Here is a 23,808-nt window from a genome sequence, read left to right as displayed (position 1 = left end):
TGAAACGAAAACACCGGCGAAAAGTCTTCGCCGGTGTTGCTTTTTGCGGGTCGTGTCAGGATGCCGTCTGTCCCGCTTCCCAGCCGAGGATGGCGCGCTTGCGCGTCAGGCCCCAGTGGTAGCCGGTGAGCGCGCCGGATTTGCCGAGCGCCCGATGGCACGGCACGACGAAGGACATCGGGTTGGCGCCGACCGCGGCACCCACCGCACGGCTTGCACTCGGGGCGCCGATGCGGGCGGCGATGGAGGAATAGGTGCAGGCCCTGCCCATCGGGATGCGCAGCAGGGCTTCCCAGACGCGGAGCTGGAAGTCGGTGCCGATCATCACCACGCGCAGCGGCTGGTCGGCGCGCCACAGCGTCGGATCGAAGATACGGGCGGCATAGGGTGCCGTGGCGCTCATATCCTCGACATAGGTGGCGTTAGGCCAGCGGCCCGACATATCGGCGAAGGCCGCGCGCTCGCCGCCGGCATCGTTGAAGGCAAGGCCGGCCAGTCCGCGGTCGGTGACCATGATCAGGGCGATGCCAAAAGGCGAGATGTGATAGCCGTAGCGGATGGTCAGCCCGGCGCCGCGCGTCTTGTAGTCGCCCGGCGACATCGCCTCGTGGGTGACGAAGAGATCGTGCAACCGACCGGGGCCGGACATGCCAACCTCGAACGAAGCTTCGAGCAGCGGCATGCCGGAATCGAGCAGCTTGCGCGCATGGTCCAGCGTAACGGCCTGCAAAAAGGCCTTCGGCGACAGGCCGGCCCAACGGGTGAACAGTTTCTGCAGGCCGGTCGGCGTCTCGCCGACTTCCTCGGCCAATGTCTCGAGCGAGGGCTGGTCACGGTAATCGAGGCTGATCTTCTCGATGGCGCGGCGCACGACTTCGTAGTCGCTGCCTTCGGGCGTGATGTCGTTTTGCAGGATGGCTGTCGGTTTCATCTGCGCATTCATGGTCATCTGGGCGTTCATGGCAATATCTCCTTGACCGCGAATATCGGTCTTCCCGGCCTTTGCCACCACCCGAAACTTGCCTTCCTGGCGCGCATACCCAGATAGAGCTGGCTTTGAGTTGAGGAGGCGATCATGGCCGGCGAGAAAGTAAATCTGACCGGGGCAAAGGAGACTTTGCTGATGACGCTCTACGGCAAGGCGAGGGAAAGCAGGTTGCCGAGTTCGCTGCTCAGGGATCATTTCGCCGACGAGGCGGTGCGCAAGATCGACTATGATTTCTCCAGGCTCAAGGTCGACGACAATCTCGGCGTTGGCCTGGCGACCAGGGCGAAGACACTGGACGTCCGCGTTCAGGACTTTCTCGCCAGAAATCCCGACGCCATCGTGCTGCATCTGGGGTGCGGGCTCGATACGCGCATCTTCCGTGTCGATCCGCCGGAAGGCGTGGAGTGGTTCGATGTCGACTACCCGGAAGTGATCGAACTCAGGCGCAGGCTCTACCCGTCCCGAGGTCACTACCATCTCGTCGCCTCGTCGGTGACCGAGCCGGATTGGCTGACCAAAGTGCCCCGTAATCGCCCGGCCGTCGTAGTGATGGAGGGGCTGACGCCCTATCTTCCCGCCGAAGAGGGACCGCGCCTGATTTCGCGCCTCGTCTCGCATCTTGCCAGCGGCGAGCTGATGTTTGACGCCTACAGCCGCTTCGGCCTGAAGCTGCTTCGGCTCAATCCAACCATCAGGGCAACGGGCGCCGAGGTCCACTGGGCCATCGACGATCCGCACGAGCTGGAGCGAGCCGTTCCGAAGCTGCGCTTTGTCGATGATATCTCAGCCTACAGCCCTGAACGCACTGCCGGCTTGGGCTGGTCCGCGAAACTGTTTATCCAGCTTTGGAGACATATCCCCGCATTGCGCAAGGTCGGCAGAATCTTGCGCTTCCGATTCTGAAACACCGGTTCAGCGGGTCTTCGCGGTCGCCAGCGCTCGCGAAAAGGCGGTGGCAAAACTTTCGCGGGAATCGGGGTCCAGGAAAGACCCGATCGGCACATTCTGTCCTTGCGCCACCACCGCCATTCTGGTGATGCCGATCTCGGCGTGGCGGGCGATCGAAAAGCGCGCCCAGAACGGATTGAAGCGATGCGCTTCGGATTTGCCCGACGGCGCCGTCTTGCGGATGTCGAGCGCGGTGCGTGAAACCGAGACTTCCTCGCGGGCACGGGCGGCACGATAGTTGGCGCGAAAGGCGATGTAGACGGCGATCACGTCGAGGCCGAAGAAACCGAACACCGGCCAGGCGCCGCGCGACAGGAAAAACGCGCCCATCACCAGCCAGCCGAACAGCAGCGCCCCCATCAGCACGGCAAAGCCGGTTTTGCCCAGCGAGCGGTGCGGTGTCAGTAGCGCCCGGAAGAAGGGTTCGTCAGCCTGGAATGAGGCGTTTGTGTCGCTCATGCGGGAATACTATAGGAAGGGAATGGCGAGCCCCAAGTCGAAAAAATTGTCCGCACCCAAAAATGAATTGCCGCCTGGCCGCCGTGACGGCTCGAAGGCCAAGCCGCGGGCGAGGCCGGCGCGACCCGGTTCGCTTTACAGCGCGGCCGAAGTGCACGAGATTTTTAGGCGCTTCTCCGTCCAGCGACCCGAGCCGAAGGGCGAACTCGAACATGTCAACGCCTTCACGCTGCTGGTTGCGGTGGTGCTGTCGGCGCAAGCCACCGATGCCGGCGTCAACAAGGCGACGCGGGCGCTGTTCAAGGTTGCCGATACGCCGCAAAAGATGCTGGCGCTGGGCGAAGCCAGGGTTGGCGACCACATCCGCACCATCGGGCTGTGGCGCAACAAGGCCAAGAACGTCATTGCGCTGTCGCAAGCGCTGATCCGCGATCATGGCGGCGAAGTACCTGACAACCGCGAACAGCTGGTCGAACTTCCAGGTGTCGGGCGCAAGACCGCCAATGTCGTGCTCAACATGGCCTTCGGCCAGCACACGATGGCCGTCGACACGCATATTTTGCGCATCGGCAACCGGCTCGGTCTGGCCCCCGGCAAAACGCCTGAACAGGTCGAGCAAGGGCTGCTGCGGATCATCCCGGACGAATTTATGCGCCATGCGCATCACTGGCTGATCCTGCATGGCCGCTATGTCTGCAAGGCGCGCAAACCGGACTGCCCGGCCTGCGTCATCGCCGATATCTGCAAGGCGCAGGAGAAGACGACCGATGTGCCGGCGCCGCTGGTCGAACTCGCGCCGCTCGGCCCGCCGGATGAAATTCAGTAGCCGTAGCCGCGCGCCATCGCCGCCGCGAAGACCGGGATCAGCAGGAAGATGAAGGCTTCGGCGCGGATATAGGTTTTCACGGAAGCGAGCTCAGCTGCCGGCACCAGGAAAGCGGGATTGGCGCTGGCCTGCCGGTTCCAGGAAATGAAGCGGATGGTCGGGATGATCGACAACAGGCCGACAATGGCGAAGGCCGCCATTTTTGCCCAGAACACCCAGTTGTAGACATAGAACTCCCAGCCCTTCAGGCCGTAAAGGACGCGGCCGATGCCGACGATGACGATCAGCGTGGCGATGATGCCATAGTGGCGATCGATGCCGGCAAGGCGCTTCAGTGTCGCGGCAGGCAGGTCGCCGCGGATCAGGACAAACTCGGCGCCGATGATGCCCGCCAGCGAGAACACCAGCAAATGATGGACGATGGCAAGCACAAGATCGGTGGTATCCATGTGTTCCCTCACTTTGGACGGCCGGCGCCGAACCGGCACGTCGGCCATTCTCAAATCGACTGTTGGCGAAAGGTAGCATCGTTCGGCAAGATTCCCATACCCGCAGCCTATGTTCGCGGCTGACATAGGGCCGGGCCAGTTGCTGGCCCTTGGTATCCGTCAGGCTGTTTGCTAGTCGCCAGCTATCCCAAGCGAGGCATGTCATGAGCGCTCTTCAAACACGATCGGCTCCGGTCATCGAGACGCAACGAACCATCCTGCGGGCGCACCGGTTGGGCGATTTCGACGCCTATGTGACGATGTGGGCTGATCCTGTCGTCACCCGTTTCATCGGCGGCAAGCCGCGCACGCGAGAAGAAAGCTGGATGCGCTTCCTGCGGCATGCCGGCCTGTGGTCACTGCTGGGCTACGGCTTCTGGGCAATCGAGGACAAGGCGACCGGCCATTTCATTGGGGAGGCCGGCTTTCACGATTTGAAGCGTGATATGGAGCCGTCGATCGAAGGCATTCCAGAAGCCGGCTGGGCGCTGGCTTCGCACGCACACGGGCAGGGGCTTGCCAGCGAAGTCGTCGGGCGGACTCTCGCCTGGGGCGACGAGACATTCGCAAGAACCGTCTGCATCATAGATCCGGAAAACACCGGCTCGCTGAATGTCGCGGCAAAGTGCGGTTACAAGGAATTGCTGCGGACCACCTATCACGATGCGGCGACGATCCTGCTCGAACGGTGAGTGTGAAGCGCGTCATCGACCGGACATGTATGCTCTGCTAGGCGTCAATTTTCATCCGAAGAGGGGCGACCGATGGGTGCAATGAGGGCGACAATTGTAAAGTTTTTCTGGGCGGGACTTGTGCTCCTGGTGACGGTGCGGCTGGCGGCAGCCGACGCGACAGTGCCAACCGCCGATATTGAAGGCGCTGCCGACAATCATCTGGCCAAGCGCTACGAAGGTTCGTTCATCGTCTCGTATCAGAAGTCAGCCTTCACCGACTTCAACGTGCCGCTGTCAGCGCTGAAGCCGAGCGCCGATGCGGACGCGCGTGATGCGATGAACAACCGCGTTTTTGCGCCGGACAAGAAGGCCGAGGTCGAAGGCGCCTTGACCCGCATCGCCTATGTGCTGCCGGCCGAGCGCTCGCCACTCGAAGTGCTGCGCAACTATCAGGATGTGGTCGAGGCGGCCGGCGGCGAAGTGCTGTTCGAATGCAAGAAGGAGGAATGCGGTGGTGCCGCCGACCGTTCGTCGAGCGGCGGCGGCGGCGACATGAGCCTGACGATGTATTTCTTCCATGAGAGCGATCTCAAGGATGCGGCTTTTTCCAACGGCGCTTGTGCGTTGGCCTCGGGCATCAACGATCAGCGCTTTTTCGCGGCCAAGGTGCCGCAGGATGGCGGCGACGCCTATGTCACCGTGCAGACCTATTCGCTGACCGACGATCTCTACTGCAAGGAACTCAACGGCCGCACCGTCGCCGTCGTCCATGTGCTGGAGCCCAAGGCGCGCGACAAGAAGATGGTGGTGGTCGAAGCGGCCAAGATGGCGGATTCGCTGACCACGACCGGCAGCATCTCGCTCTATGGCATCTTCTTCGACACCGACAAGGCGGACATCAAGCCGGAATCGGAGCCGACGCTGAAGGAGATTTCGACGCTTCTCGCCAATGAGCCCAAGATGGCGGTGATCGTTGTCGGCCACACCGACAATCAGGGCGCCTTCGACTACAATCTCGACCTGTCGTCGCGGCGGGCGCAAGCGGTCAAGGCGGCGCTTGTGTCGAAATACGGCATCGACGCTGCGCGGTTGACGGCCGCCGGCGCCGGCATGATGGCGCCTGTCGCCAGCAATGACGATGAGGCGGGCCGTGCCAAGAACCGCCGGGTGGTGCTGGTCAAGCTGAACTGAGGAAGCCGGCTGCTTCTGTGGTCATCCGGCCTTGCGCAGCTTGCGCGCAAGGGCGCTCCACAGATCGTCGTCAAGAGCGGGCGGTGCTGCTCCCGGGCTCAGCAACCGCGTCGAGGCATCGAAAGGTTGCGGCCGGGCGATGGCGAAGCCCTGGGCGTAGTCGACGCCGATTTCCTTCAATGCCGCGACAATGCCTTCGCTTTCGACGAATTCGGCGATGGTGCGCTTGCCCATCACCTTGCCGATATGATGGATCATCTCGACCATGGCACGGTCGATCCGATCCTCCAGCATGTCCTTGACGAAGCTGCCGTCGATCTTGAGGTAGTCGACAGGCAGGTGCTTCAGATAGGCGAAGGAAGACATGCCGGAGCCGAAGTCGTCGAGGGCGAAGCGGCACCCCAATTGGCGCAAGTCTGCAATGAAGCGGATGGCGTTGGCGAGGTCGGCGATGGCACTGGTCTCGGTGATCTCAAGGCAGATCATTTTCGGGGGAATGCCGTGGACGAGAAACTGTTCGCGCAGGAAGCCGAGGAACGTCTCGTCGCCGAAACTCGCTCCGGAAAGATTGATGGCGCAGGTGGCGATGGGGGCGGCTTGCAGATCGGCAAGGCGGGCGGCCAGAATGCTCAAGGTGTTGCGCACCACCCAACGGTCGATCGACGGCATCAGGCCGTAGCGCTCGGCCGCCGGAATGAAGCTGGCTGGCGAAACGATGAGGCCGTCCTCGTCCGTCAGCCGCAACAGGATCTCGATATGAGCGCCGGCTTCCGCCGCTGCCCCGTTGAGCGGCCAGATTTCCTGGGCATGAAGCTTGAACCGGTTCTCCTCCAGCGCTGCGTGCAGGCGCTGAACCCAGGCCATCTCGCTGAAGCGCTCCCGCAAGGCCATGTCGCTGTCGCTATGCAACTGAACCCGGTTGCGGCCCTTTTCCTTGGCCATGTAGCAGGCGACATCGGCGGCTTGCAGGGCCTCCTCGAGCGTGATCTCGCGATTGGTGATCTGAACCATGCCAATGCTGACGCTGATGTTGAACTGCCTGGCGCCCCAGGCGAAATGCAGATCCTGCACGGTCGCGCGCAGCCGTTCGGCGATGCTGGCAGCGAGATCCGGTTGGCAATCGAGCAGCAGCACGCCGAACTCATCACCACCCAACCGGGCCAGGACGTCGCCTGGCCGCAGTTCATTGCCGAGCAGCACGGAAATCTGCCGCAGCAACTGATCACCGGCGGCATGACCACAGGTATCGTTGACAAGCTTGAACTGGTCGAGATCGAGATACATCAGCGCGTGCTCGCGGGACCGCAGTTCCGCGATTGCCCTTTCCAGGCGGGCCTCGAAGTCGCGGCGGTTGACAAGCCCGGTCAGCGCGTCGTGCGACGCCTGCCATGAAAGCCGCTCGATGTACTCCTGTTCACGCCTCATGTCGTGGAAGGCGAGGACCGCGCCGACGACGCGCCCGGAAACGAGGAGTGGCGCACCGGTCAACGCAACGGGAACAAGTGAGCCGTCAGCGCGCTGCAGCAGTTGCGGGCGGACGTTGGCGCCGTGCGGCTCACCGGCCAGCAGGCGCTCCATCAACTGAGGCTCTTCGACGCCAGTGTCCTTGTCCACCAGCCGAAACAGCGACGCGACTGGCTTGCCCTTGGCCTCACTAAGCGGGCATGCCAGCAGACATTCCGCCACGGAGTTCATATAATCCAGGCAGCCGTCTGCTCCGGTGCTGATGACGGCCTGTCCGATGGAAGCCAGCGTGATCTGGGCACGCTCACGTTCGGTGTTGAGGGCGTTCTGGAAAGCCCGGCGCTGCGCCAGGAGTTTGCGGGTGCGCCAAACCGCAAGCACGATAAGCAATGCGGCGGTGGCGAGATTGGCCATCATGAGCGCCATCATGATGAAGCGGGATCCCTCGCCGAGACTGTCGGAAAAAGCCTTGGAGAGCGGGCCGATCTGGTGGTCGAGCTGATGAATTTCTGTCTTCCAGGCACGGATTTGCGCCGCGGTGACCGGTTCCTGCCTGAAAGTGCGATGTATCGAGTCGCCCAGTCGGTCGAGGTCAAGGATCATGCTGTCGGCAGCCGTCCAGTGCCGGATGGCCGTGTCGAGATAGCTGAAGCCGCGAAAATTCTGGAACAGCCAGATCATCCCCGTCACGTCATCCGCGTGATTTCCGCCTTGCAGGAATCCGATGCGAGCGGCGTTCGTGTCCGGTTCGGATTGCTCGAGAGCAAGCCGCGCCGCATGATCGGCCAGCGGAATTGCGATGGCTGCGCGATACTCGCCGAAGAATTCTTCCCTGCCGGTGCCGGCATAGAGGCTGAGAAAATAGATCGCGTGTTTCTGGCCCTTCGACCACTGGCTTTCACCGCCGACATAGGCGCGGACTGCCGACAGAGTGTAGAGGCTGCCGCTGGCGACCATGGCCTGAACAAGGACGACAATGATGAATGGCCAGACGAGCCCGAGAAGACGGGGGCTGGTGTCTGTCTGCGAAAGCTTCATCGAGCTTCCATGGAGATTGCCATGACCCCCGTTAACTTGCCTGCCGAGTGATGCAGATGTCGATGAGGGCGATGCCCTTGCCTCATGTCGCCTGCAAACAGCAACAGCAATCCGAGTAGCATGCCGGTCTTAACGGCCAATAAATTCTTCGGGTTTTTTGCTTCTAGAATCGCTTGTCTTGGCAATTCACATGTTACGTCGCGTCAGGTAATAGATGTTTAGGTAAAGTTTTATCATATTCGATTTTCTTCAAGGTGCAGTCATTGTCCGGATTCTGCAAGGTTATAGAGCAGTTGACCCGGCTGCGTCACATTGCTTTACGAGCTTCGCGAAATTCAAGCCGGGTTGGCCGCTGCGGTTTCGGGTGCCTTCAAAGCGCTGACGAGGGTTGAAAGATCCGGCTCGTCGATGAGCGACGCCGCGTCGGCCGGGGCCAACCACGCACGCTGCCGCCTCTTGGCCTCCTGCCAGTCGGCGAGCTCCTCGGTTACCTCAAGCAAATAGACAATGACGTCGACGTGGACGAAGCGGTTCGACAACCGTTTCCAGTATGAATACGCGCCGGCCGGCTCCTTCACGATCTTGCCGAGAACACCGGCTTCTTCCTGGGCTTCGATCATCGCCGCCTTGCGCCCGCTCTTACCCTTCATCGGCCAGCCCTTGGGCACGATGAAGCGCTTCGTCGTGCGCGACGTCACCAGCATGATTTCGATATCGCCAGCTTGGCCCAGCCGAAAGGGAATGGCTGCAACCTGGCGGATCCGTTCGCCTTTCTTTGCCTTGCGGACCGCTTTCTTCTTGGTGGCTGCCATTGGTGAGAATCCAGTCGAAGCAATGCCCCATAACGCGATCAGGCACCGCTGCAAAAGCCAAAACCGCCTTTGCTCCAGGCAGCATCACAATCACATAAGTCGGCTAAATAAATGAAAAGCGCCGGCTTGTCAGCGACATACGGTGACAAAACCGCTACCCGACGGCTGCAGCTGGCAGCTTGGCTTGATCACCGGCACAATCGGCCGTTGCGGCAGCACGATCTCGCGATCCTGGGCACGGAACTGCTGTTGCTGCTGCTGAAATTGCTGCCGCTGCAGTCTGTTCTCCAGCATCTGCAGTTCGTTTTGCTCGACCAGCGCGTTGCGATTTGTCGGGATGACGACCTGCGCCGAAGCGTACGGGCTTGCAACCGACAGCATCGCTGTTGCCAGAATTGCCGTCATCAAGACCGTCGATAGGCGAAGCGGCGACATGCACTCATTCCCGTGCAAAACAGAACCTTCCTAGATATAGGGCGTTTGTCCCGATGTGCCATGGTCAAGGGTCGACTACAGCCAAATTGGTGGGGTCGTCGCCCAAGAATCTGACTGGCGATCCGGCGTGGCTCTTGACGGAAGCGGTCGTTTCGCCGCTCTATCGCGTCGGTGCCTGCCTGGGCTCAATGGCTTGCTCCGAACCAGGGCAATAGGGGATCTCGATGAGAAGCAAGCGAGCATATTTCTTGGCAATGCTTGGCGCGGCCTGCATCGCCGGATCGGTGGCGTTTGCGGCGCAAACCAAGGGTGACAAGGTGGTGGCAGCTGCCGCCGACGCAACCAAGCCACCGCAACTGCCCGGCGGTGCGTCGGCCCTGTCCGAGACCCATGGCGACTGGATCGTCAATTGCCAGATCACTGGCACGACCAAGGTTTGCAGCCTGTCGCATCAGCAGTTCAACAAGCAGACCAACCAGCGCCTGCTAGCGATAGAACTGTCGAGCAAGACCGGCGACGATGCCGCCGGAACCCTTGCCCTGCCGTTCGGCCTGGCCCTGGCCAAGGGGATTACGCTTTCGATCGATGACCAGAAGCTTGAGGGCAGCCTGCAGTTCAACACTTGCCAGGCGGTCGGCTGTCTGGTGCCGGTGACGTTCGATGCGAACGTCACGCCCCTGCTCGCGGCCGGCACGACCTTGAAGATCGATGCGGTCGCGGCGGACACGCTGCAGCCGGTCAGTTTTTCGATCCCCCTGAACGGCTTTGCCGGTGCGCTTGCCAGAACCGCGGAACTGTCGGCCGACTGAGCGTCGACAAAGCAACGTGCTTCGCCTTCACTCGACTTCGCGAAGGCGATAGCCGACGCCGGTTTCGGTGGTGATGTAGCGCGGCTGGTCGGGGGTCTTTTCGATCTTCTGCCTGAGCTGGCGGACATAGACCCTGAGATACTGCACGTCGGTCGAATCGCCCCACACCTGTTTCAGCAGAAAATGGTGGGTGAGCACCTTGCCGGCATGCTGCACCAGGATGCGCAGGATGTCGTATTCCTTCGGCGACAGTTTTATCTCCTTGCCCTCGACCTTGACGATGCGCTTGACCAGATCGACGGTGAGGTCACCGGTGTGGAACACCGGCTTCTCGCCCTGCTGCTGGAATTTGTGGCGGAGCGCCACGCGAATGCGCGCGACCAGTTCGTTCATGCCGAACGGCTTGGTGACATAATCGTCAGCGCCAAGCTCCAGAGCCTGGACGATGCCGGCCTCGTCGGTGCGGCTGGACAGGATGACCACCGGAATATCGAGGCCATCGTCGCGCCATTTGCGCAAAAGGTCGTGGCCACTCATGCTGGGCAGGCCGAGATCGAGCAGGATCAGGTCCGGCCTGTCCGTCTCAACGATCTCGATCGCGGCCTTGGCGTTGGGTGCCTCGCTGATCGCATAGCCTTGGCTGCCGAGGCCGACGCGAAGCAGTTTTCTGATTGGCGGCTCGTCGTCGACGACCAATATCCTGACGTTCGAATTGGTCATGCCAAATTGCTCACATCCTGGTCATCAACATTGGCGTCGACGACATCGGGCAGTTCCGCCGCCACCGGCATTCGGATGGTGAAAACGGCACCCGAGCGGTCGGTCCGGTTTGCCGCCGCAATCGTCCCGCCCATGGCCTCGATGAAGCCGCGGCAGATCGACAAACCAAGCCCGGTGCCGGCGCGGACCTGGTCGCCTTTGCGCACCCGGTAGAACGTATCGAAGATGCGTTCGAGATCGCCAGGGGGAATGCCCGGTCCCTCATCCATGATCTGCAGGGTGACGGACCCGTTGTCGACCCAGCCCTGCAGCCGGATCGTCGAGCCCGATGGCGCGTATTTTGCGGCATTGTCGAGGAGATTGAACAGCACCTGCTCGAACAGGACGGGGTCAAGCCGCAACATCGGCAGATCCGCGGGAATGTCTATCTCGGTCTTGTGCTCGCAGATGATCTTCTTCGCCCGACGCAGCGCGGAACCGACAATGTCGCCGACATAGTGGAAGGCATAGTTCGGCTCCATGGCGCCGGATTCGATCTTGGTCATGTCGAGCAGATTGGCGATGAAGCGGTTCAATCGCTCCGATTCGTCGAGCACGGTCGACAGCAATTCCGCCCGGTCTTCTTCAGGAAGAGCCGGCGCAAATTCGCGGAGCGTGCCGGCCGCGCCCATGATGGCGGCAAGCGGCGTTTTCAGATCATGGGAAATGGAGGTCAGCAGCGCCGAGCGCAGGCGGTCCGCCTCGGCCGCAAGCTTGGCCCGGTCGACGTCGCCGACGAGCTGAATACGCTCGATGGCGACAGCCGCCTGGTCGGCGAGCGCATCGAGCAGCCGCTGCTGCTCGGGCGTCAGCAACGGACCTTGCCTGTCGTTGTCGAGGCCGACGACACCGACCGCCGTGCGCCCGGTCCGCAACGGCAGATAGAGGCGTTTAGCACCAGGCAGCGTGTCGGCGCCGCGCCCGGCGGCACGGTTGTGCTCCCAGGCCCAGCGCGCGGCCGCGATGTCGGCCTCGGCCAGCGTGTCGTCGGGCGGATAGCCGGCCTTGACGGTGATCGTTCCGTCCTCCGGCAGGAGCAGCACCACACGCAGCTTCAGCATCGAGGCGATCTGGAAGGCAGTGGCCCAGAGCACGTCGTCGAGCGTGCCGGCGCCAGCAAGCTTCTTTGAAAAGAGATAGATGTCTTCCGTCGCCCGTGCGCGTGAGCGGGCGGCGACCGCCTGACGCTGCACCCGCGCCGTCAGGTTGCTGGCGATGACGGCAACAACGAGGAAGACGGCGAGGGCGACGATGCTCTCCGGATCCCGGATCGTCAGCGTGTAGCGCGGCTCCAGGAAAAAGTAGTTGAAGGCGAGGGCGCTGACGAGACAGGCGTACAGGGCCGGCCACAGACCGCCGGTCACCGCCGATGTCAGCACGCCGATGAGAAAGATGATCGCGAGATTGCGAACGTCGAGAAACTGGTCGAGCAGAACGGCAAAGGCGAGCGAGCCAGCAACGAAGGCCGTCGCTTTGAGATAGGGCCAGACATCGAACTGCCACTGCTCGTCCGCCGCCTTGACGCTCCTGGCGCTGGCCTCGTTGCCTCGATCGGTTCCCGAAATGACATGGACGCTGATGTCGCCGGCATTGCGGATGAGATCGTAGGTGAGCGAGCCCTCGATCAGTTCGCGCCAACGCGATCGCGTCGGCCTGCCGATGACGATATGGGTGAAGTTGTTCGCCGTCGCGTGGCGAACGATGTCCTGGGCGACGTTCTGACCCGGAATGGTCGTCACCTCGGCGCCGAGCTGCTCGGCAAGGCGCAAATGCGTCGCCAGCCGGTCCTTGTCCTCCTCGGACATGGCGGCCGAGCGAGGTGTATCGACATTGAGCGCCGTCCACGGGGCACGGAGCCGGTCGGCCAGCCTGCGCGCATAGCGGACGCGGGCGGCCCCGCCTGGACGCGCGTCGACGCAGACGAGAACCCTTTCCCCGGCTGCCCACGGTCCGGGGATGGCATGGGCCTGCATATGGATCAGCAATTGCTCGTCGACGCGCTGGGCGGTGCGGCGCAGCGCCAGTTCTCTCAGCGCCGTCAAATTGCCGGGCGAGAAATAGTTCTCGATCGCGCGCTGGGCAGTGTTGGGGAAATAGACCTTGCCCTCTTCGAGCCGCTTGATCAGGTCGTCGGGGGTGAGGTCGATGATCTCGACGTCGTCGGCCTGATCGATGATGGAGTCCGGGACCGTCTCGCGGACCCTGACGCGGGTGATCTGCGCCACGACGTCGTTCAGGCTTTCGACATGCTGGATGTTGAGCGTCGTGTAGACGTCGATGCCGTGCGTCAGGATTTCCTGGACGTCGAGGTAGCGCTTGGGATGGCGGCTGCCCGGCGCATTGGTGTGGGCGAGCTCGTCGACAAGAACGAGAGCAGGGCGCCGGGCGAGGATAGCATCGATATCCATCTCTTCGAGGATGCGGCCCTTGTAGTCGACTTTCTGGCGCGGGATGACCTCGTAGCCCTCGACCAGCGCCAGGGTTTCCTTGCGGCCGTGCGTCTCGACGATGCCGATCACCACGTCGATGCCGTCGGCCAGCCTGGCGCGGCCCGACATCAACATTTCGTAGGTCTTGCCGACGCCCGGTGCCGCGCCCAGAAATATCCTCAGGCGACCGCGCGCCTCCCGCTCCGCATGATCAAGCAGCGCGTCCGGAGAAGGTCTGGTTTCGTTGCTTCTATCTTCCGGCATTGGCATTCTTGTCGATCATGAATGGCGCCGGGGATGCTGTCGATCCCCGGCTGGTACCATTCACTCTTTCGCGGCGTCCAGCGCAAGGTTGAGCGCCAGCACGTTGACCACCGGCTCGCCCATGAAGCCGAGTTCGCGATCCTCGATGTTGCTGTCGACCAGCGTCTTGACCTTGGCCTCGTCGGCACCCCTGGCCTTGGCCACCCGGGCGACCTGGAAGTAGGCCGCTTCCGGACTGATATGCGGGTCCAGCCCGCTGCCAGAGGTCGTGACCAGATCCATCGGCACCGGCTGGTTCGGATTTTCCGCCTTCAATTTTTCGGCGTCGCCCTTGATGCGGTCGATCAGTTTGGGGTTGGTCGGGCCGAGGTTGGTGCCGCCGGAGGCGGCGGCGTTGTAGCCGTCCCCGGCAGCCGAAGGCCGGCCATGGAAATACTTGTCGCTGGCGAAGCCCTGGCCGATCAGTTCGGAGCCGATGACCTGACCGTCCTTCTCGATCAGGCTGCCATTCGCTTGATGCGGGAACAGAGCCTGGGCGATGCCGGTCATCCCCAGGGGATAGACCAGGCCGGTCAGGACGGTGAAGAAGACGATCATGACGATCGCGGGTCTAATTTGCTTGAGCATGAATGTATTTCCTTATGCGAGGCCAAGCGCGGTGATGGCCATGTCGATCGCCTTGATGCCGACGAACGGGACGAAGATGCCGCCGAGGCCGTAGACGAGCAGGTTGCGGCTGAGCAGTGCGCCGGCACCGATGGCGCGATATTTGACGCCTTTCAGCGACAGCGGAATCAGCGCGATGATGATCAGCGCGTTGAAGATGATGGCCGAGAGGATGGCGCTCTGCGGCGTTGCCAGATGCATGATGTTGAGAGCTTCCAACGGGCCGGTGGTGTGCCCCGGCGCGATGTAGAAGACGGCGAACATGGCGGGGATGATGGCAAAGTATTTGGCCACGTCGTTGGCGATGGAGAAGGTCGTCAACGAACCACGCGTCATCAGCAGCGCCTTGCCGATCTCGACGATCTCGATCAGCTTGGTCGGGTCGCTGTCGAGGTCGACCATGTTGCCGGCTTCGCGGGCGGCGACCGTGCCGGTGTTCATGGCGACGCCGACATCGGCCTGGGCAAGTGCGGGCGCATCGTTGGTGCCGTCACCGCACATGGCGACCAGCTTGCCCTTGGCCTGTTCGTCGCGGATCAGCTTCAGCTTGTCCTCGGGCGTCGCCTGGGCGAGGAAATCGTCGACGCCGGCTTCGGCTGCGATCGCCGCCGCAGTCATCGGATTGTCGCCGGTGATCATCACCGTGCGGATGCCCATCTTGCGCAGTTCGGCAAAGCGTTCGCGAATGCCGCCCTTGACGATGTCCTTGAGGTGGACGACGCCGAGCAGGCGGCCGTCGCGCTCCACCGCCAGCGGCGTGCCACCAGACTTGGCGATCTCGTCGGCGATGGCCTGCAGGTCGCGCACGGTGTCGCTGCCGGGACGTGTGCCATGGGTGGCTACCGTCGACTGATTGACAAAAGCGAGCACCGAGTCGACCGCGCCCTTGCGCACCGACGAGCCATCGACGTCGACGCCGCTCATGCGGGTCTGCGCGGTGAAGGGCACGAAGGTGGCGTGCAATGTCGCCATGTCGCGGGCGCGGATGGCGTATTTTTCCTTGGCCAGCACGACGATCGAGCGTCCCTCAGGGGTCTCGTCGGCGAGCGAGGCAAGCTGGGCGGCGTCGGCCAGTTCCTGTTCAGTGACGCCCTTGACCGGGCGGAACTGCGTCGCCTGGCGATTGCCAAGCGTGATGGTGCCGGTCTTGTCGAGCAGCAGCGTGTCGACGTCGCCGGCGGCCTCGACGGCGCGGCCGGACATGGCCAGCACATTGAAGCGCACCAGGCGATCCATGCCGGCAATGCCGATGGCCGACAGCAGCGCGCCGATGGTGGTCGGGATCAGAGTGACGAACAAAGCGACAAGCACGGTCACCGAGATGTAGCCGCCCGAATAGGAGGCGAAGCTCGGGATGGTCGCGGTGGCCAGCACGAAGATCAGCGTCATGCCGACGAGCAGGATGTTGAGCGCGATTTCGTTCGGCGTCTTCTGGCGCGAGGCCCCTTCGACCAGCGAGATCATGCGGTCGAGGAAAGTATGCCCGGAGGCGGCAGTGATGCGCACGCGAATCCAGTCGGACAGCACCTGCGTGCCGCCGGTGACGGCCGAACGGTCGCCGCCGGATTCGCGGATGACCGGCGCCGATTCACCTGTTATCGCCGCCTCGTTGACCGAGGCGACACCTTCGATCACTTCACCATCCGACGGGATGATGTCGCCGGCTTCGACCAGAACCGCGTCGCCAACCTTCAGGCTGGTGCCGGGCACCAGCTTGAATTTTGTGCGGTCCTCGCCGGTCAGCAGCTTGGCCTGGGTCTCGGTGCGCGCCTTGCGCAGAGAATCCGCCTGCGCCTTGCCGCGGCCTTCGGCGACCGCTTCGGCGAAATTGGCGAACAGCACGGTGAACCACAGCCAGATGATGATCTGCAGCGAGAAGCCGAGATCGCCACCGCCGGTGACGAGGTCCTTGATGAAGAGCACGGTGGTGAGCGCCGAGACGACGGCGACGACGAACATCACCGGATTTTTGCTCAAGGTGCGCGGGTTCAGTTTCCTGAAGGCGCCGCCGATGGCGGGCCACAGGATGCGGGCATCCATGATGCTGGCCGATTTTGAGTGACTCATTTTGAAGCTCCGGCTTCGCTGTTGTTGGACGGCACCGGTCGATCGGATGCCGAAAAGGGCGGCCCGTAGACCAGCAGCCAGATCACGATCATGACTGCCGCCAGGCCGAGGAAGGTGGACACGGTCGGGAAGGGAGGGGGAGTTGCCTCCCCCGCATTGTCGGCTCGGGGCCGAGCCTTGCGGCGCATGATGTTGAACCAGCCCATGACGGTCTCAGAAGGTCTGCCCATGGATGCCGGCCAGATGTTCGACGATCGGTCCGACGGCCAGAGCCGGGAAGAAGGTCAGGCCGCCGACGATCAGGATGACGCCGACCAGCAGCCCGACGAACAGCGGACCGTCGGTCGGGAAGGTGCCGGCGGAGGCCGGAACCGTCTTCTTCGCCACCAGCGAGCCGGCTATGGCCAGGGCCGGAATGATGACCAGGAAGCGGCCCATCAGCATGCCGATGCCGATGGTGATGTTGTACCAGGGCGTGTTGCCGGTCAGTCCGCCAAAGGCCGAGCCATTGTTGGCCGCCGCCGAGGTGTAGGCATAGAGAACCTCGGAGAAGCCGTGCGGGCCGGAATTGCCCATCGAGGCAACGCCTGTCGGCAGCACCACGGCGACGGCGGTGAAGATCAGCATCGCCAGCGGCAGGCAGAGGATGGCGAGCATTGCCATCTTGACCTCCTTGGCCTCGATCTTCTTGCCGAGATATTCGGGCGTGCGGCCAACCATCAGGCCGGCGACGAAGACGGCAACGACGATGTACATCAGAATACCGTAGAGACCGGCGCCGACACCGCCGACGATGACTTCGCCGAGCTGCATGTTGATGATCGGGATCATGCCGCCCAGCGCGGTGAAGGAGCCATGCATGGCATTGACCGCGCCACAGGACGCGGCTGTGGTGATGACCGCGAACAATGCCGACAAGGCGATGCCGAAGCGGCTCTCCTTGCCTTCCATGTTGCCGCCATCGATGCCAAGTGCATGGACCAGCGGGTTGCCGGCGGCTTCAGCCCAATAGCAGATGGCGACGCCGGCGATGAACATGACGCCCATGGCGGCGAGGATCGCCCAGCCCTGGCGCTGGTTGCCGATCATGCGGCCGAAAACATTGGTCAGCGCCGCACCGATGGCAAAGATCGTCACCATCTGGATCAGGTTGGAGATCGCATCGGGATTTTCGAACGGGTGGGCGGCGTTGGCGTTGAAGAAGCCACCGCCATTGGTGCCGAGCATCTTGATGGCGATTTGCGAGGCGACCGGTCCGACCGCGATGGTCTGCCGGGCGCCCTCGAGCGTCGTCGTGTTGACATAGGCGCCGAGCGTCTGCGGCATGCCGAGCCAGACATAGACCAGCGTCAGGACGATACAGAACGGCAACAGCAGATAGAGGGTGGAGCGGGTCATATCGACCCAGAAATTGCCGATCGATTTGCCCGATGCCCGGGCAAAGCCACGGATCAGCGCGATGGCGATGGCGATGCCGGTTGCCGCCGACAGGAAGTTCTGCACGGTGAAGCCGGCCATCTGCACGAGATAGGACATTGTGCTTTCGCCGCCGTAGTTCTGCCAGTTGGTGTTGGTCATGAAGCTGGCGGCGGTGTTGAAGGCGAGCCCAGGCTCGACGGCGGCCATGCCGGCGGGATTGTAGGGCAGGCTGCCCTGCAGCCGCTGCAAGGCATAGAGCACCAGGAAACCGGCCAGGTTGAAGAACAGCAGGGCCGCCGCATAGCCGGTCCAGTGCTGCTCCTCGCGCCCGCTGGTTCCCGAAATGCGATAAAGCCCGCGCTCAAGCGGGCCAAAAAGCGGCGAAAGCAATGTGCGTTCGCCGGTGAAGATGCGGTGCATGTAGCCGCCGAGCGGCTTCACCAGCAAAATGATGATCCCGCAATAAACGAGGATCTGGAGCCATCCGTTGAGAGTCATTGAAGGTGCTTTCCGTGCCTGGTACCAGGTGCTGTCAGAAGCGTTCTGGACGAACGAGGGCGTAAGTCAGGTAGGCGAGGAGGAACAAGGTCACACCGCCGCCAAGGATATAATCGACAAGCATTTTTGGATCCCCGCTCAAATTCTGTCGCAGGCTTTGACGTAGGCGAAGGACAGGGCGAAAAACAAAACGCCTATCCCGATGACAATGACGTCCATTGTGCTGTTCCTTACTTCGGCTTTGTACTTGGCTCTGCAATCGGCAGGGCCGAAATTCCATGAAAGAGGCTCGCCGTAGCTTGATCAGTGACGGCGCCGGGAGCGTTTTGCTCGTCATGGAATATGGATCCGATCGCCATAAAGGTTCGAGACGGGGCGCAGAGGAAAGATATAAAATTCCTATAAAGATTTCCGACGCGGGGGGCCGGGCCTCGCTCCGCCTGACGGCGATATGTCGGACATTTGATCGCAATCCGCACGCCAGGCTTCGGGGTTGTTGCGAGCGGATTATCGCCATTATGGTAGGGGTCGACGAACGGCAGAGAAGGACCGAGAGGTCGGGATTTCTGCCGCGTGCGGCGTGCAGGATGAGGGAAGACCAGATGCTCGACATGGCACCATCGAAACAGGCGGCGACATGGCTCTCCGCCTTTGCGCGGGCGCTCGAAGCGGGCGACGCCACGGCGGTGACCGGGCTGTTCGTCGAGGACTGCTATTGGCGCGATCTCTTAGCCTTCACCTGGAACATCAAGACCATGGAAGGCCACGCTGCGATCCGCGACATGCTCAAGGCGACGCTGGCGACGACCAAACCGACCGCCTGGCAACTCGCCGGCGAGGCCACTTCGGACGAAGGCACGATAGAAGCCTGGTTTACCTTCGAGACGTCATCGGCGCATGGCCAGGGCCTGATGCGTTTGCAGGACGGCCGCTGCCGGACGCTATTCACGGCGATGAGCGATCTCAAGGGATTTGAGGAGCGCAAAGGGCCGGCGCGGCCGCTCGGTGTGCGCCACAAGGCCGATCCGGACCGCGAGACCTGGTCGGAGGCGCGGGCGCGCGAGACACGCGACCTCGGCGCCAGCGAGCAGCCCTATTGCCTGATCATCGGCGGCGGCCAGGGCGGCATCATGCTGGGGGCGCGGCTCAGGCAACTGGGCGTGCCCACGATCATCATCGAGAGGAATGCCCGGCCCGGCGATTCCTGGCGCAACCGCTATCGCTCGCTCGTGCTGCACGACCCGGTCTGGTACGACCATCTGCCCTACATTCCGTTTCCGGAAAACTGGCCGGTGTTCACGCCAAAGGACAAGATGGGCGACTGGCTGGAGATGTACACGAGGGTCATGGAGCTCAACTACTGGGTCGCGACGAAGTGCATCAGCGCCAGCTATGACGAGGCCGAAAAGCTCTGGACCGTCGAGGTGGAGCGCGTCGGCCGGCGCATCACGTTGAAGCCGAAGCACATCGCCTTCGCCACCGGCGCCTACGGTCCGCCGCGACAGATCGATCTGCCGGGTGCGGAACAGTTCAAGGGCGAGTTGCTGCATTCCAGCCAGTATTCCAGCGGTGAGAAATTCCGCGGCAAGGCCGTTGCCGTCATCGGCGCGGCAAGTTCGGGCCATGATGTCAGCGTCGACCTGTGGGAGAGCGGCGCCAAGGTGACGATGGTCCAGCGGTCGCCGACGACGGTGGTCAAGTCGGACACGCTGATGGAAGTCGGCTTCGAGATCTTTTCGGAAAAGGCGCTGGCGCGCGGCATCACCACCGAGAAGGCCGACATGATCGTCGCCTCGACGCCGTTCGCGCTGCTGCCGAAAGGCCAGCGGGCGCTCTACGAAATCATCAAGGCGCGCGACGCGGCGTTCTACGACCGATTGCGCGGCGCTGGCTTCGCCATCGATTTCGGTGAGGACGAGACCGGCCTGCTGATGAAGGCCTACCGCACCGGCTCGGGTTTTTACATCGATGTCGGCGCCTCGGAATTGATCATCGATGGCGAGATCGGCGTTCGCAGCGGCGTGGCGATCAAGTCGCTGACGCAGACAGGCATTCTTTTTGACGATGGCACCGAGCTGGGCGCTGACGCGATCATCTCCTGCACCGGCTATCAATCGATGAACGAGACCGTGGCGGGCGTCGTCTCGCGCGAGGTCGCCGACAAGGTCGGTCCGTGCTGGGGGATTGGCTCGGGCGTGAAGGGCGATCCGGGGCCATGGCAAGGCGAATTGCGCAACATGTGGAAGCCGACCGCGCAGGAAGCACTGTGGTTCCACGGCGGCAATCTGGCGCTGTCGCGGTTTTACTCGAAGTTCGTGGCGCTGCAGATCAAGGCACGGATGGAGGGCATTGCGACGCCGGTGTATGGGGCGCCGAGTAACGCAGGGCGGTGAAGCGCGATCTCCCCCCTCGAGGGGGAGATGGCCGGCAGGCCAGAGGGGGTTGGTCCGACTGGGCTCGGCCTCTTGCGACAGATGGAGGTTGGCGCTTTACGCGCGGCGACCCCCTCTGTCGCCTTCGGCGACATCTCCCCCCTCGAGGGGGGAGATCACCCGCGCCCAAAATGCTGCGCAGCGACCTCTACATGTGTATGCTGCGCATGCGCTTCGAAGCGCTCGGTTTCGTTGTGGTCGGGCGCCTCGTTCGGCCACCAGGTGCCGCCGATGGCGATGCCGTCCGAGACCAGCCGCTGCCCGGCAATCAGCGAAGCGCCGACCGCGTCGACGAAGGTGAAGCGGCCTGAAGCGAGCCTGAGCACCGCGACGTCGCCGACCGAACCAACCGCCAGCGTGCCGAGATCGGGTCTTGCGATCGCTTGCGCGGGGCGCTCGGTGGCGGCGCGCAGGACTTCGACCAGCGGCATGCCGAGCGCCAGCAGTTTCGACATGCAGACAAGGATGTCGAACGCGGGACCGTCGACGCAGTAGAGGTGCACGTCGCTCGAGATCACGTCGGGCGCCAGCCCCTCCTTGAGCATCGCTTTGGCGACCTCGAAGTCGAACGAGCCCATGCCGTGGCCGATGTCGAAAATGACGCCGCGCTCGCGTGCCAGATGCATGTCCGGCCGCACCACGCCGGAGGCAAAGACCGGCGCGTTGGGAAACGGCCGGAAACAATGGGTGAGGATGTCGCCCTTGCGCAGGCGCGGCAGCACTTCCGAACGGCCGGGTGGCGGCTCGTCAATATGCGCCATCAGCGGCATGCCCGCTTTGTCGGCGGCCTCGAGCGCCAAATCGACCGGGGCGATGCCGCTGGTGCCACCGGCATGCTTGCCGGAGCGGACTTTCACGCCGACGACCACATCGGCGTGCTCACGCACCGCCGCGACGACCTCGCGTGGTTCGCAGAGCCTGAGATCGCTGCACTCGCCGACCGACACGGTCTGCGAGAAGCCAAAAATGCCGGCGAAGGAAATGTTGACGTAGGCGAGGATGCGCACCTTCGAGCGTTCGATGACGTGGCGGCGAAAGCCGAGGAAATTGCCGGCGCCGGCACTGCCGGCGTCGATGAAGGTGGTGGTGCCGCTCTTGGCGGCGAGACGGTCGGCATCGACGCCAAGCGAAGTGCCGCCCCAGTAGACGTGGCTGTGCAGGTCGATGAGGCCGGGCGTGACGATGCAATCTCTGGCATCGACGACTTTTGTGGCGTGTTCAGCATCGATGGCGGCTTCGATCGCGGCGATGCGGCCATTGGCGATGGCAACGTCGCGCTGTCCGTCGAGCCCCGAGGCCGGATCGATGATGCGGCCGCCTTTTACGAGGAGATCGAATTGCATCGGCGCCTGCTCCCTTGCATCGTCCTGTCAGACCGGCCTGTAGGCGACGGCCTCGACCTCGATCTTGATGTCGATCATCAGCCGCGATTCGACGGTGGTGCGGGCCGGCGGATTCCTAGGAAAATGCCTGGCATAGACAGTGTTGAAGGCGCCGAAATCGCGCGCATCCTCGAGCCAGACCGTGGTCTTGACGACATCGTCCAGGGTGCAGCCGGCCAGCGCCAGGGCTGCATTGATGTTGGAGAGCACCTGCTCGGTCTGCTCAACGATGCCGCCTTTGACCACCAGGCCATCGCTGCCGACCGGCACCTGGCCGGAGACATAGACGAAATCGCCGGCCCGCACAGCCGGGGAGAGCGGGACGTGGGATGTTCCAAAGCATTGTTTGGGCAAGGAATGGTCTCCTGTTCAGACTTCTCGGGACGCAGCGACCCATTTCTTCCGGACGCTCTACGCCTCTCCAGCCAATCCTCATAGAGGCCTTGCAAGCAAGCAAGATTATTTGAAATGCGTGTTGCTTTACGACAGGCGAGCCAGCATTTTGCCGCCGCCGGCCGATAGCGCTCAAGCGGCTTGGACCGTGAGACGGCAGGCAAACGTCCAGGCAGGAGAGACCAGGAATGACTTACGACAAGAACCCGTTTCCGGCCGGTGATGCCGATCGTCACGCGCTTTGGGAGATGCTGGTGCGGCGCGACATCGACGCTTTTATCAGCCAGGACTGGTCGATGGTCGAGGATGATTTCGTTGCCGGAAGCTTCTTTGGCATGCACGCGCATTTCCTCAGTGACGCGGACGCGTGGCGGCTGCAGTTCCCGACGCTGACGGCCTATCGCGACGAGTGGCTGCGCCAGGCCAAGGAGACGGCGGCGACAGAGTTTGCCGAACCGCTGCGCGAGGCGATTTTCCGGGTCACCAACATGCGTGATATCGATGTCGACGGCGACCGCGCCGTGCTGCACAAGAAGTTCAACGGCTCCATCGCCAAAGCCGACGGCACAGTCGACAAGTTGAAATGGCAGACGCTCTATTTCTGCACGAAAGTGGCTGATCGCTGGAAGATAGCAGGCTTTGTCGGCTACATGCCGCATCCGCTGGGCAGCTAAACGCGCACCGGTCCCGGCAGGTCAGCCGCTTGGCAGGCCTTCACGCACGAACATGCTGGCCTCGCGTGCGGCGGCGCTGAATGCGCGTCGCGCCGTGCCAACCGCACGCCGCTGCTCCATCGCATCCATCTGGGCTTTCAAGGCCGACCGGTATTTTGGCCCGCGGCTGTCATCCGGCCAGTTGTCGACCAGCAGCGAGGCGGCCTGGACTGTCCCGGTCACTGTCAGGGGAAGTACGGCCTGCTCGCCCTCGATCGTCACGGAAATGTCGAACTGTTCATCACGCATTACGCCAACTCCTGAACTCTACTCAGGTCGAACGGCCCAATCGGGGTATTCGTTCCAGGTAAAGCTGTCGGGCCAAATAAAGCTATCGGGACCGATGGTCGAACACGACACCCATGGTCCTACCAATTGCCGTCATGACGATCAGTTCGACCAATTCGTCGTCGCTGTCGCCGCAAGCCGGAGCACTGCGGCGGACGGCGTCCAGTGTTGCCCTGGTCGATATGGTGTCGCCGGCGCGGAATTTTGAAAGCGCAGATGAAACAAGTTGTTGGGCTGTCAGGTCAACGACAGCCACCCTCGGCACGACGTTCATTGGCCTCCTCCTGCCATGAACCCTCCCCTATTTGAATGATACGCCGAACGGCGGATTGCGCCAGCGGAATGGTGGTCCGACCAGAGCGATTG

Annotated in this window: 24 protein-coding genes; 7 read left to right on the top strand and 17 right to left on the bottom strand. The window is 62.7% G+C overall.

Annotation, left to right across the window (positions count from 1 at the left end):
- Positions 1-55 precede the first annotated feature (55 nt).
- Positions 56-943 (bottom strand): methylated-DNA--[protein]-cysteine S-methyltransferase, encoded by an 888-nt coding sequence (locus tag AC1D0N_RS27315; protein ID WP_477249250.1) that lies wholly within the window; start codon positions 941-943, stop codon positions 56-58.
- 132 nt (positions 944-1,075) lie between these two features.
- Between AC1D0N_RS27315 and AC1D0N_RS27310 the strand changes: the two genes are divergently transcribed.
- Complete coding sequence (locus tag AC1D0N_RS27310; protein ID WP_477249186.1) at positions 1,076-1,891, top strand: class I SAM-dependent methyltransferase; 816 nt, start codon at positions 1,076-1,078, stop codon at positions 1,889-1,891.
- Positions 1,892-1,900: 9 nt separating this feature from the next.
- Here the strand turns inward: AC1D0N_RS27310 and AC1D0N_RS27305 are convergent, their stop codons facing one another.
- A complete protein-coding gene (locus AC1D0N_RS27305; RefSeq protein ID WP_477249184.1) occupies positions 1,901-2,395 on the bottom strand; it encodes a DUF2244 domain-containing protein in 495 nt (164 codons plus the stop codon).
- Between the two features lie 22 nt (positions 2,396-2,417).
- Between AC1D0N_RS27305 and nth the strand changes: the two genes are divergently transcribed.
- Positions 2,418-3,221, top strand: a complete 804-nt coding sequence (nth, locus tag AC1D0N_RS27300; protein ID WP_477249183.1) for an endonuclease III — start codon at positions 2,418-2,420, stop codon at positions 3,219-3,221.
- On the opposite strand, the gene AC1D0N_RS27295 is transcribed toward nth, so the two are convergent.
- A complete protein-coding gene (locus tag AC1D0N_RS27295; RefSeq protein WP_477249181.1) occupies positions 3,215-3,670 on the bottom strand; it encodes a DUF2214 family protein in 456 nt (151 codons plus the stop codon). The genes nth and AC1D0N_RS27295 overlap by 7 nt on opposite strands.
- A 203-nt stretch (positions 3,671-3,873) precedes the next feature.
- Here AC1D0N_RS27295 and AC1D0N_RS27290 point away from each other — a divergent pair, with 203 nt between their 5' ends.
- Positions 3,874-4,401 (top strand): GNAT family N-acetyltransferase, encoded by a 528-nt coding sequence (locus AC1D0N_RS27290; protein WP_477249179.1) that lies wholly within the window; start codon positions 3,874-3,876, stop codon positions 4,399-4,401.
- A gap of 72 nt (positions 4,402-4,473) precedes the next feature.
- Positions 4,474-5,574 carry an OmpA family protein gene (locus AC1D0N_RS27285; protein WP_477249177.1) on the top strand — a complete coding sequence of 367 codons (1,101 nt, stop codon included), beginning with the start codon at positions 4,474-4,476 and terminating at the stop codon, positions 5,572-5,574.
- A 21-nt stretch (positions 5,575-5,595) separates the two neighbouring features.
- Here the strand turns inward: AC1D0N_RS27285 and AC1D0N_RS27280 are convergent, their stop codons facing one another.
- The 3 genes from AC1D0N_RS27280 to AC1D0N_RS27270 form a co-directional block, all read right to left on the bottom strand.
- Positions 5,596-8,076: an EAL domain-containing protein gene (locus AC1D0N_RS27280; protein ID WP_477249175.1), complete on the bottom strand. Its 2,481-nt coding sequence runs from the start codon at positions 8,074-8,076 to the stop codon at positions 5,596-5,598.
- A gap of 335 nt (positions 8,077-8,411) precedes the next feature.
- Positions 8,412-8,888 (bottom strand): NUDIX hydrolase, encoded by a 477-nt coding sequence (locus AC1D0N_RS27275; RefSeq protein WP_477249173.1) that lies wholly within the window; start codon positions 8,886-8,888, stop codon positions 8,412-8,414.
- A 129-nt stretch (positions 8,889-9,017) separates the two neighbouring features.
- Complete coding sequence (locus AC1D0N_RS27270; protein ID WP_477249171.1) at positions 9,018-9,323, bottom strand: hypothetical protein; 306 nt, start codon at positions 9,321-9,323, stop codon at positions 9,018-9,020.
- A 224-nt stretch (positions 9,324-9,547) separates the two neighbouring features.
- On the opposite strand from AC1D0N_RS27270, the gene AC1D0N_RS27265 reads away from it, so the two are divergent.
- Positions 9,548-10,132, top strand: coding sequence for an invasion associated locus B family protein (locus AC1D0N_RS27265; RefSeq protein ID WP_477249169.1), 585 nt, complete (start codon positions 9,548-9,550; stop codon positions 10,130-10,132).
- A 27-nt stretch (positions 10,133-10,159) separates the two neighbouring features.
- Here the strand turns inward: AC1D0N_RS27265 and AC1D0N_RS27260 are convergent, their stop codons facing one another.
- Genes AC1D0N_RS27260 through kdpF form a run of 7 tightly spaced genes read right to left on the bottom strand, consistent with a single transcriptional unit; the run spans position 10,160 to position 18,358 of the window.
- Positions 10,160-10,852: a response regulator transcription factor gene (locus AC1D0N_RS27260; protein ID WP_477249167.1), complete on the bottom strand. Its 693-nt coding sequence runs from the start codon at positions 10,850-10,852 to the stop codon at positions 10,160-10,162.
- Positions 10,849-13,584: a DUF4118 domain-containing protein gene (locus AC1D0N_RS27255; RefSeq protein ID WP_477249165.1), complete on the bottom strand. Its 2,736-nt coding sequence runs from the start codon at positions 13,582-13,584 to the stop codon at positions 10,849-10,851. Before AC1D0N_RS27255 ends, AC1D0N_RS27260 begins: the two co-directional genes overlap by 4 nt.
- Positions 13,585-13,644: 60 nt before the next feature.
- Entirely contained in the window at positions 13,645-14,211 is a 567-nt protein-coding gene (kdpC, locus tag AC1D0N_RS27250) for a potassium-transporting ATPase subunit KdpC (RefSeq protein WP_477249163.1), read from the bottom strand.
- Between the two features lie 12 nt (positions 14,212-14,223).
- On the bottom strand, positions 14,224-16,317 hold the full coding sequence (gene kdpB, locus AC1D0N_RS27245; protein WP_477249161.1) for a potassium-transporting ATPase subunit KdpB: 2,094 nt from the start codon (positions 16,315-16,317) through the stop codon (positions 14,224-14,226).
- Complete coding sequence (locus AC1D0N_RS27240; RefSeq protein WP_477249159.1) at positions 16,314-16,523, bottom strand: hypothetical protein; 210 nt, start codon at positions 16,521-16,523, stop codon at positions 16,314-16,316. Before AC1D0N_RS27240 ends, kdpB begins: the two co-directional genes overlap by 4 nt.
- Before the next feature lie 7 nt (positions 16,524-16,530).
- Positions 16,531-18,234, bottom strand: a complete 1,704-nt coding sequence (kdpA, locus tag AC1D0N_RS27235) for a potassium-transporting ATPase subunit KdpA (RefSeq protein ID WP_477249157.1) — start codon at positions 18,232-18,234, stop codon at positions 16,531-16,533.
- A gap of 34 nt (positions 18,235-18,268) precedes the next feature.
- Entirely contained in the window at positions 18,269-18,358 is a 90-nt protein-coding gene (gene kdpF / locus AC1D0N_RS27230) for a K(+)-transporting ATPase subunit F (protein WP_081609884.1), read from the bottom strand.
- 478 nt (positions 18,359-18,836) lie between these two features.
- On the opposite strand from kdpF, the gene AC1D0N_RS27225 reads away from it, so the two are divergent.
- Positions 18,837-20,627, top strand: a complete 1,791-nt coding sequence (locus AC1D0N_RS27225) for an NAD(P)-binding domain-containing protein (protein WP_477249154.1) — start codon at positions 18,837-18,839, stop codon at positions 20,625-20,627.
- Between the two features lie 155 nt (positions 20,628-20,782).
- Here the strand turns inward: AC1D0N_RS27225 and AC1D0N_RS27220 are convergent, their stop codons facing one another.
- Together AC1D0N_RS27220 and AC1D0N_RS27215 are read right to left on the bottom strand one after the other, a co-directional pair.
- Positions 20,783-22,009 carry an amidohydrolase/deacetylase family metallohydrolase gene (locus AC1D0N_RS27220; RefSeq protein WP_477249153.1) on the bottom strand — a complete coding sequence of 409 codons (1,227 nt, stop codon included), beginning with the start codon at positions 22,007-22,009 and terminating at the stop codon, positions 20,783-20,785.
- Positions 22,010-22,036: 27 nt separating this feature from the next.
- Positions 22,037-22,402, bottom strand: coding sequence for a RidA family protein (locus AC1D0N_RS27215; protein ID WP_477249151.1), 366 nt, complete (start codon positions 22,400-22,402; stop codon positions 22,037-22,039).
- Between the two features lie 227 nt (positions 22,403-22,629).
- Here AC1D0N_RS27215 and AC1D0N_RS27210 point away from each other — a divergent pair, with 227 nt between their 5' ends.
- Positions 22,630-23,115 carry a hypothetical protein gene (locus AC1D0N_RS27210; RefSeq protein ID WP_477249149.1) on the top strand — a complete coding sequence of 162 codons (486 nt, stop codon included), beginning with the start codon at positions 22,630-22,632 and terminating at the stop codon, positions 23,113-23,115.
- A gap of 21 nt (positions 23,116-23,136) precedes the next feature.
- Here AC1D0N_RS27210 and AC1D0N_RS27205 read toward each other — a convergent pair whose 3' ends face one another.
- Both AC1D0N_RS27205 and AC1D0N_RS27200 read right to left on the bottom strand, forming a co-directional pair.
- Entirely contained in the window at positions 23,137-23,403 is a 267-nt protein-coding gene (locus tag AC1D0N_RS27205) for a DUF982 domain-containing protein (protein ID WP_477249148.1), read from the bottom strand.
- Positions 23,404-23,485: 82 nt separating this feature from the next.
- Entirely contained in the window at positions 23,486-23,716 is a 231-nt protein-coding gene (locus AC1D0N_RS27200; RefSeq protein WP_477249146.1) for a hypothetical protein, read from the bottom strand.
- Between the last annotated feature and the right edge of the window lie 92 nt (positions 23,717-23,808).

The organism is Mesorhizobium sp. P2_E10 (genome assembly GCF_056404235.1).
The sequence above is the reverse complement of the archived record's forward strand: the minus strand, read 5'-3'. Positions and strand labels throughout refer to the sequence as shown.

Excerpts from the sequence above, each read along its gene's own strand:
- AC1D0N_RS27280 (WP_477249175.1), bottom strand. The coding sequence starts at position 8,076 with ATGAAGCTTTCGCAGACAGACACCAGCCCCCGTCTTCTCGGGCTCGTC.
- AC1D0N_RS27265 (WP_477249169.1), top strand. The coding sequence starts at position 9,548 with ATGAGAAGCAAGCGAGCATATTTCTTGGCAATGCTTGGCGCGGCCTGC.
- kdpA (WP_477249157.1), bottom strand. The coding sequence starts at position 18,234 with ATGACTCTCAACGGATGGCTCCAGATCCTCGTTTATTGCGGGATCATC.
- AC1D0N_RS27260 (WP_477249167.1), bottom strand. The coding sequence starts at position 10,852 with ATGACCAATTCGAACGTCAGGATATTGGTCGTCGACGACGAGCCGCCA.
- AC1D0N_RS27225 (WP_477249154.1), top strand. The coding sequence starts at position 18,837 with ATGCTCGACATGGCACCATCGAAACAGGCGGCGACATGGCTCTCCGCC.
- AC1D0N_RS27295 (WP_477249181.1), bottom strand. The coding sequence starts at position 3,670 with ATGGATACCACCGATCTTGTGCTTGCCATCGTCCATCATTTGCTGGTG.
- AC1D0N_RS27275 (WP_477249173.1), bottom strand. The coding sequence starts at position 8,888 with ATGGCAGCCACCAAGAAGAAAGCGGTCCGCAAGGCAAAGAAAGGCGAA.
- kdpB (WP_477249161.1), bottom strand. The coding sequence starts at position 16,317 with ATGAGTCACTCAAAATCGGCCAGCATCATGGATGCCCGCATCCTGTGG.
- kdpC (WP_477249163.1), bottom strand. The coding sequence starts at position 14,211 with ATGCTCAAGCAAATTAGACCCGCGATCGTCATGATCGTCTTCTTCACC.
- AC1D0N_RS27220 (WP_477249153.1), bottom strand. The coding sequence starts at position 22,009 with ATGCAATTCGATCTCCTCGTAAAAGGCGGCCGCATCATCGATCCGGCC.
- AC1D0N_RS27205 (WP_477249148.1), bottom strand. The coding sequence starts at position 23,403 with ATGCGTGATGAACAGTTCGACATTTCCGTGACGATCGAGGGCGAGCAG.
- AC1D0N_RS27305 (WP_477249184.1), bottom strand. The coding sequence starts at position 2,395 with ATGAGCGACACAAACGCCTCATTCCAGGCTGACGAACCCTTCTTCCGG.
- AC1D0N_RS27240 (WP_477249159.1), bottom strand. The coding sequence starts at position 16,523 with ATGGGCTGGTTCAACATCATGCGCCGCAAGGCTCGGCCCCGAGCCGAC.
- AC1D0N_RS27315 (WP_477249250.1), bottom strand. The coding sequence starts at position 943 with ATGAATGCGCAGATGAAACCGACAGCCATCCTGCAAAACGACATCACG.
- AC1D0N_RS27210 (WP_477249149.1), top strand. The coding sequence starts at position 22,630 with ATGACTTACGACAAGAACCCGTTTCCGGCCGGTGATGCCGATCGTCAC.
- kdpF (WP_081609884.1), bottom strand. The coding sequence starts at position 18,358 with ATGCTTGTCGATTATATCCTTGGCGGCGGTGTGACCTTGTTCCTCCTC.
- AC1D0N_RS27270 (WP_477249171.1), bottom strand. The coding sequence starts at position 9,323 with ATGTCGCCGCTTCGCCTATCGACGGTCTTGATGACGGCAATTCTGGCA.
- nth (WP_477249183.1), top strand. The coding sequence starts at position 2,418 with ATGGCGAGCCCCAAGTCGAAAAAATTGTCCGCACCCAAAAATGAATTG.
- AC1D0N_RS27310 (WP_477249186.1), top strand. The coding sequence starts at position 1,076 with ATGGCCGGCGAGAAAGTAAATCTGACCGGGGCAAAGGAGACTTTGCTG.
- AC1D0N_RS27200 (WP_477249146.1), bottom strand. The coding sequence starts at position 23,716 with ATGAACGTCGTGCCGAGGGTGGCTGTCGTTGACCTGACAGCCCAACAA.
- AC1D0N_RS27285 (WP_477249177.1), top strand. The coding sequence starts at position 4,474 with ATGGGTGCAATGAGGGCGACAATTGTAAAGTTTTTCTGGGCGGGACTT.
- AC1D0N_RS27255 (WP_477249165.1), bottom strand. The coding sequence starts at position 13,584 with ATGCCGGAAGATAGAAGCAACGAAACCAGACCTTCTCCGGACGCGCTG.
- AC1D0N_RS27290 (WP_477249179.1), top strand. The coding sequence starts at position 3,874 with ATGAGCGCTCTTCAAACACGATCGGCTCCGGTCATCGAGACGCAACGA.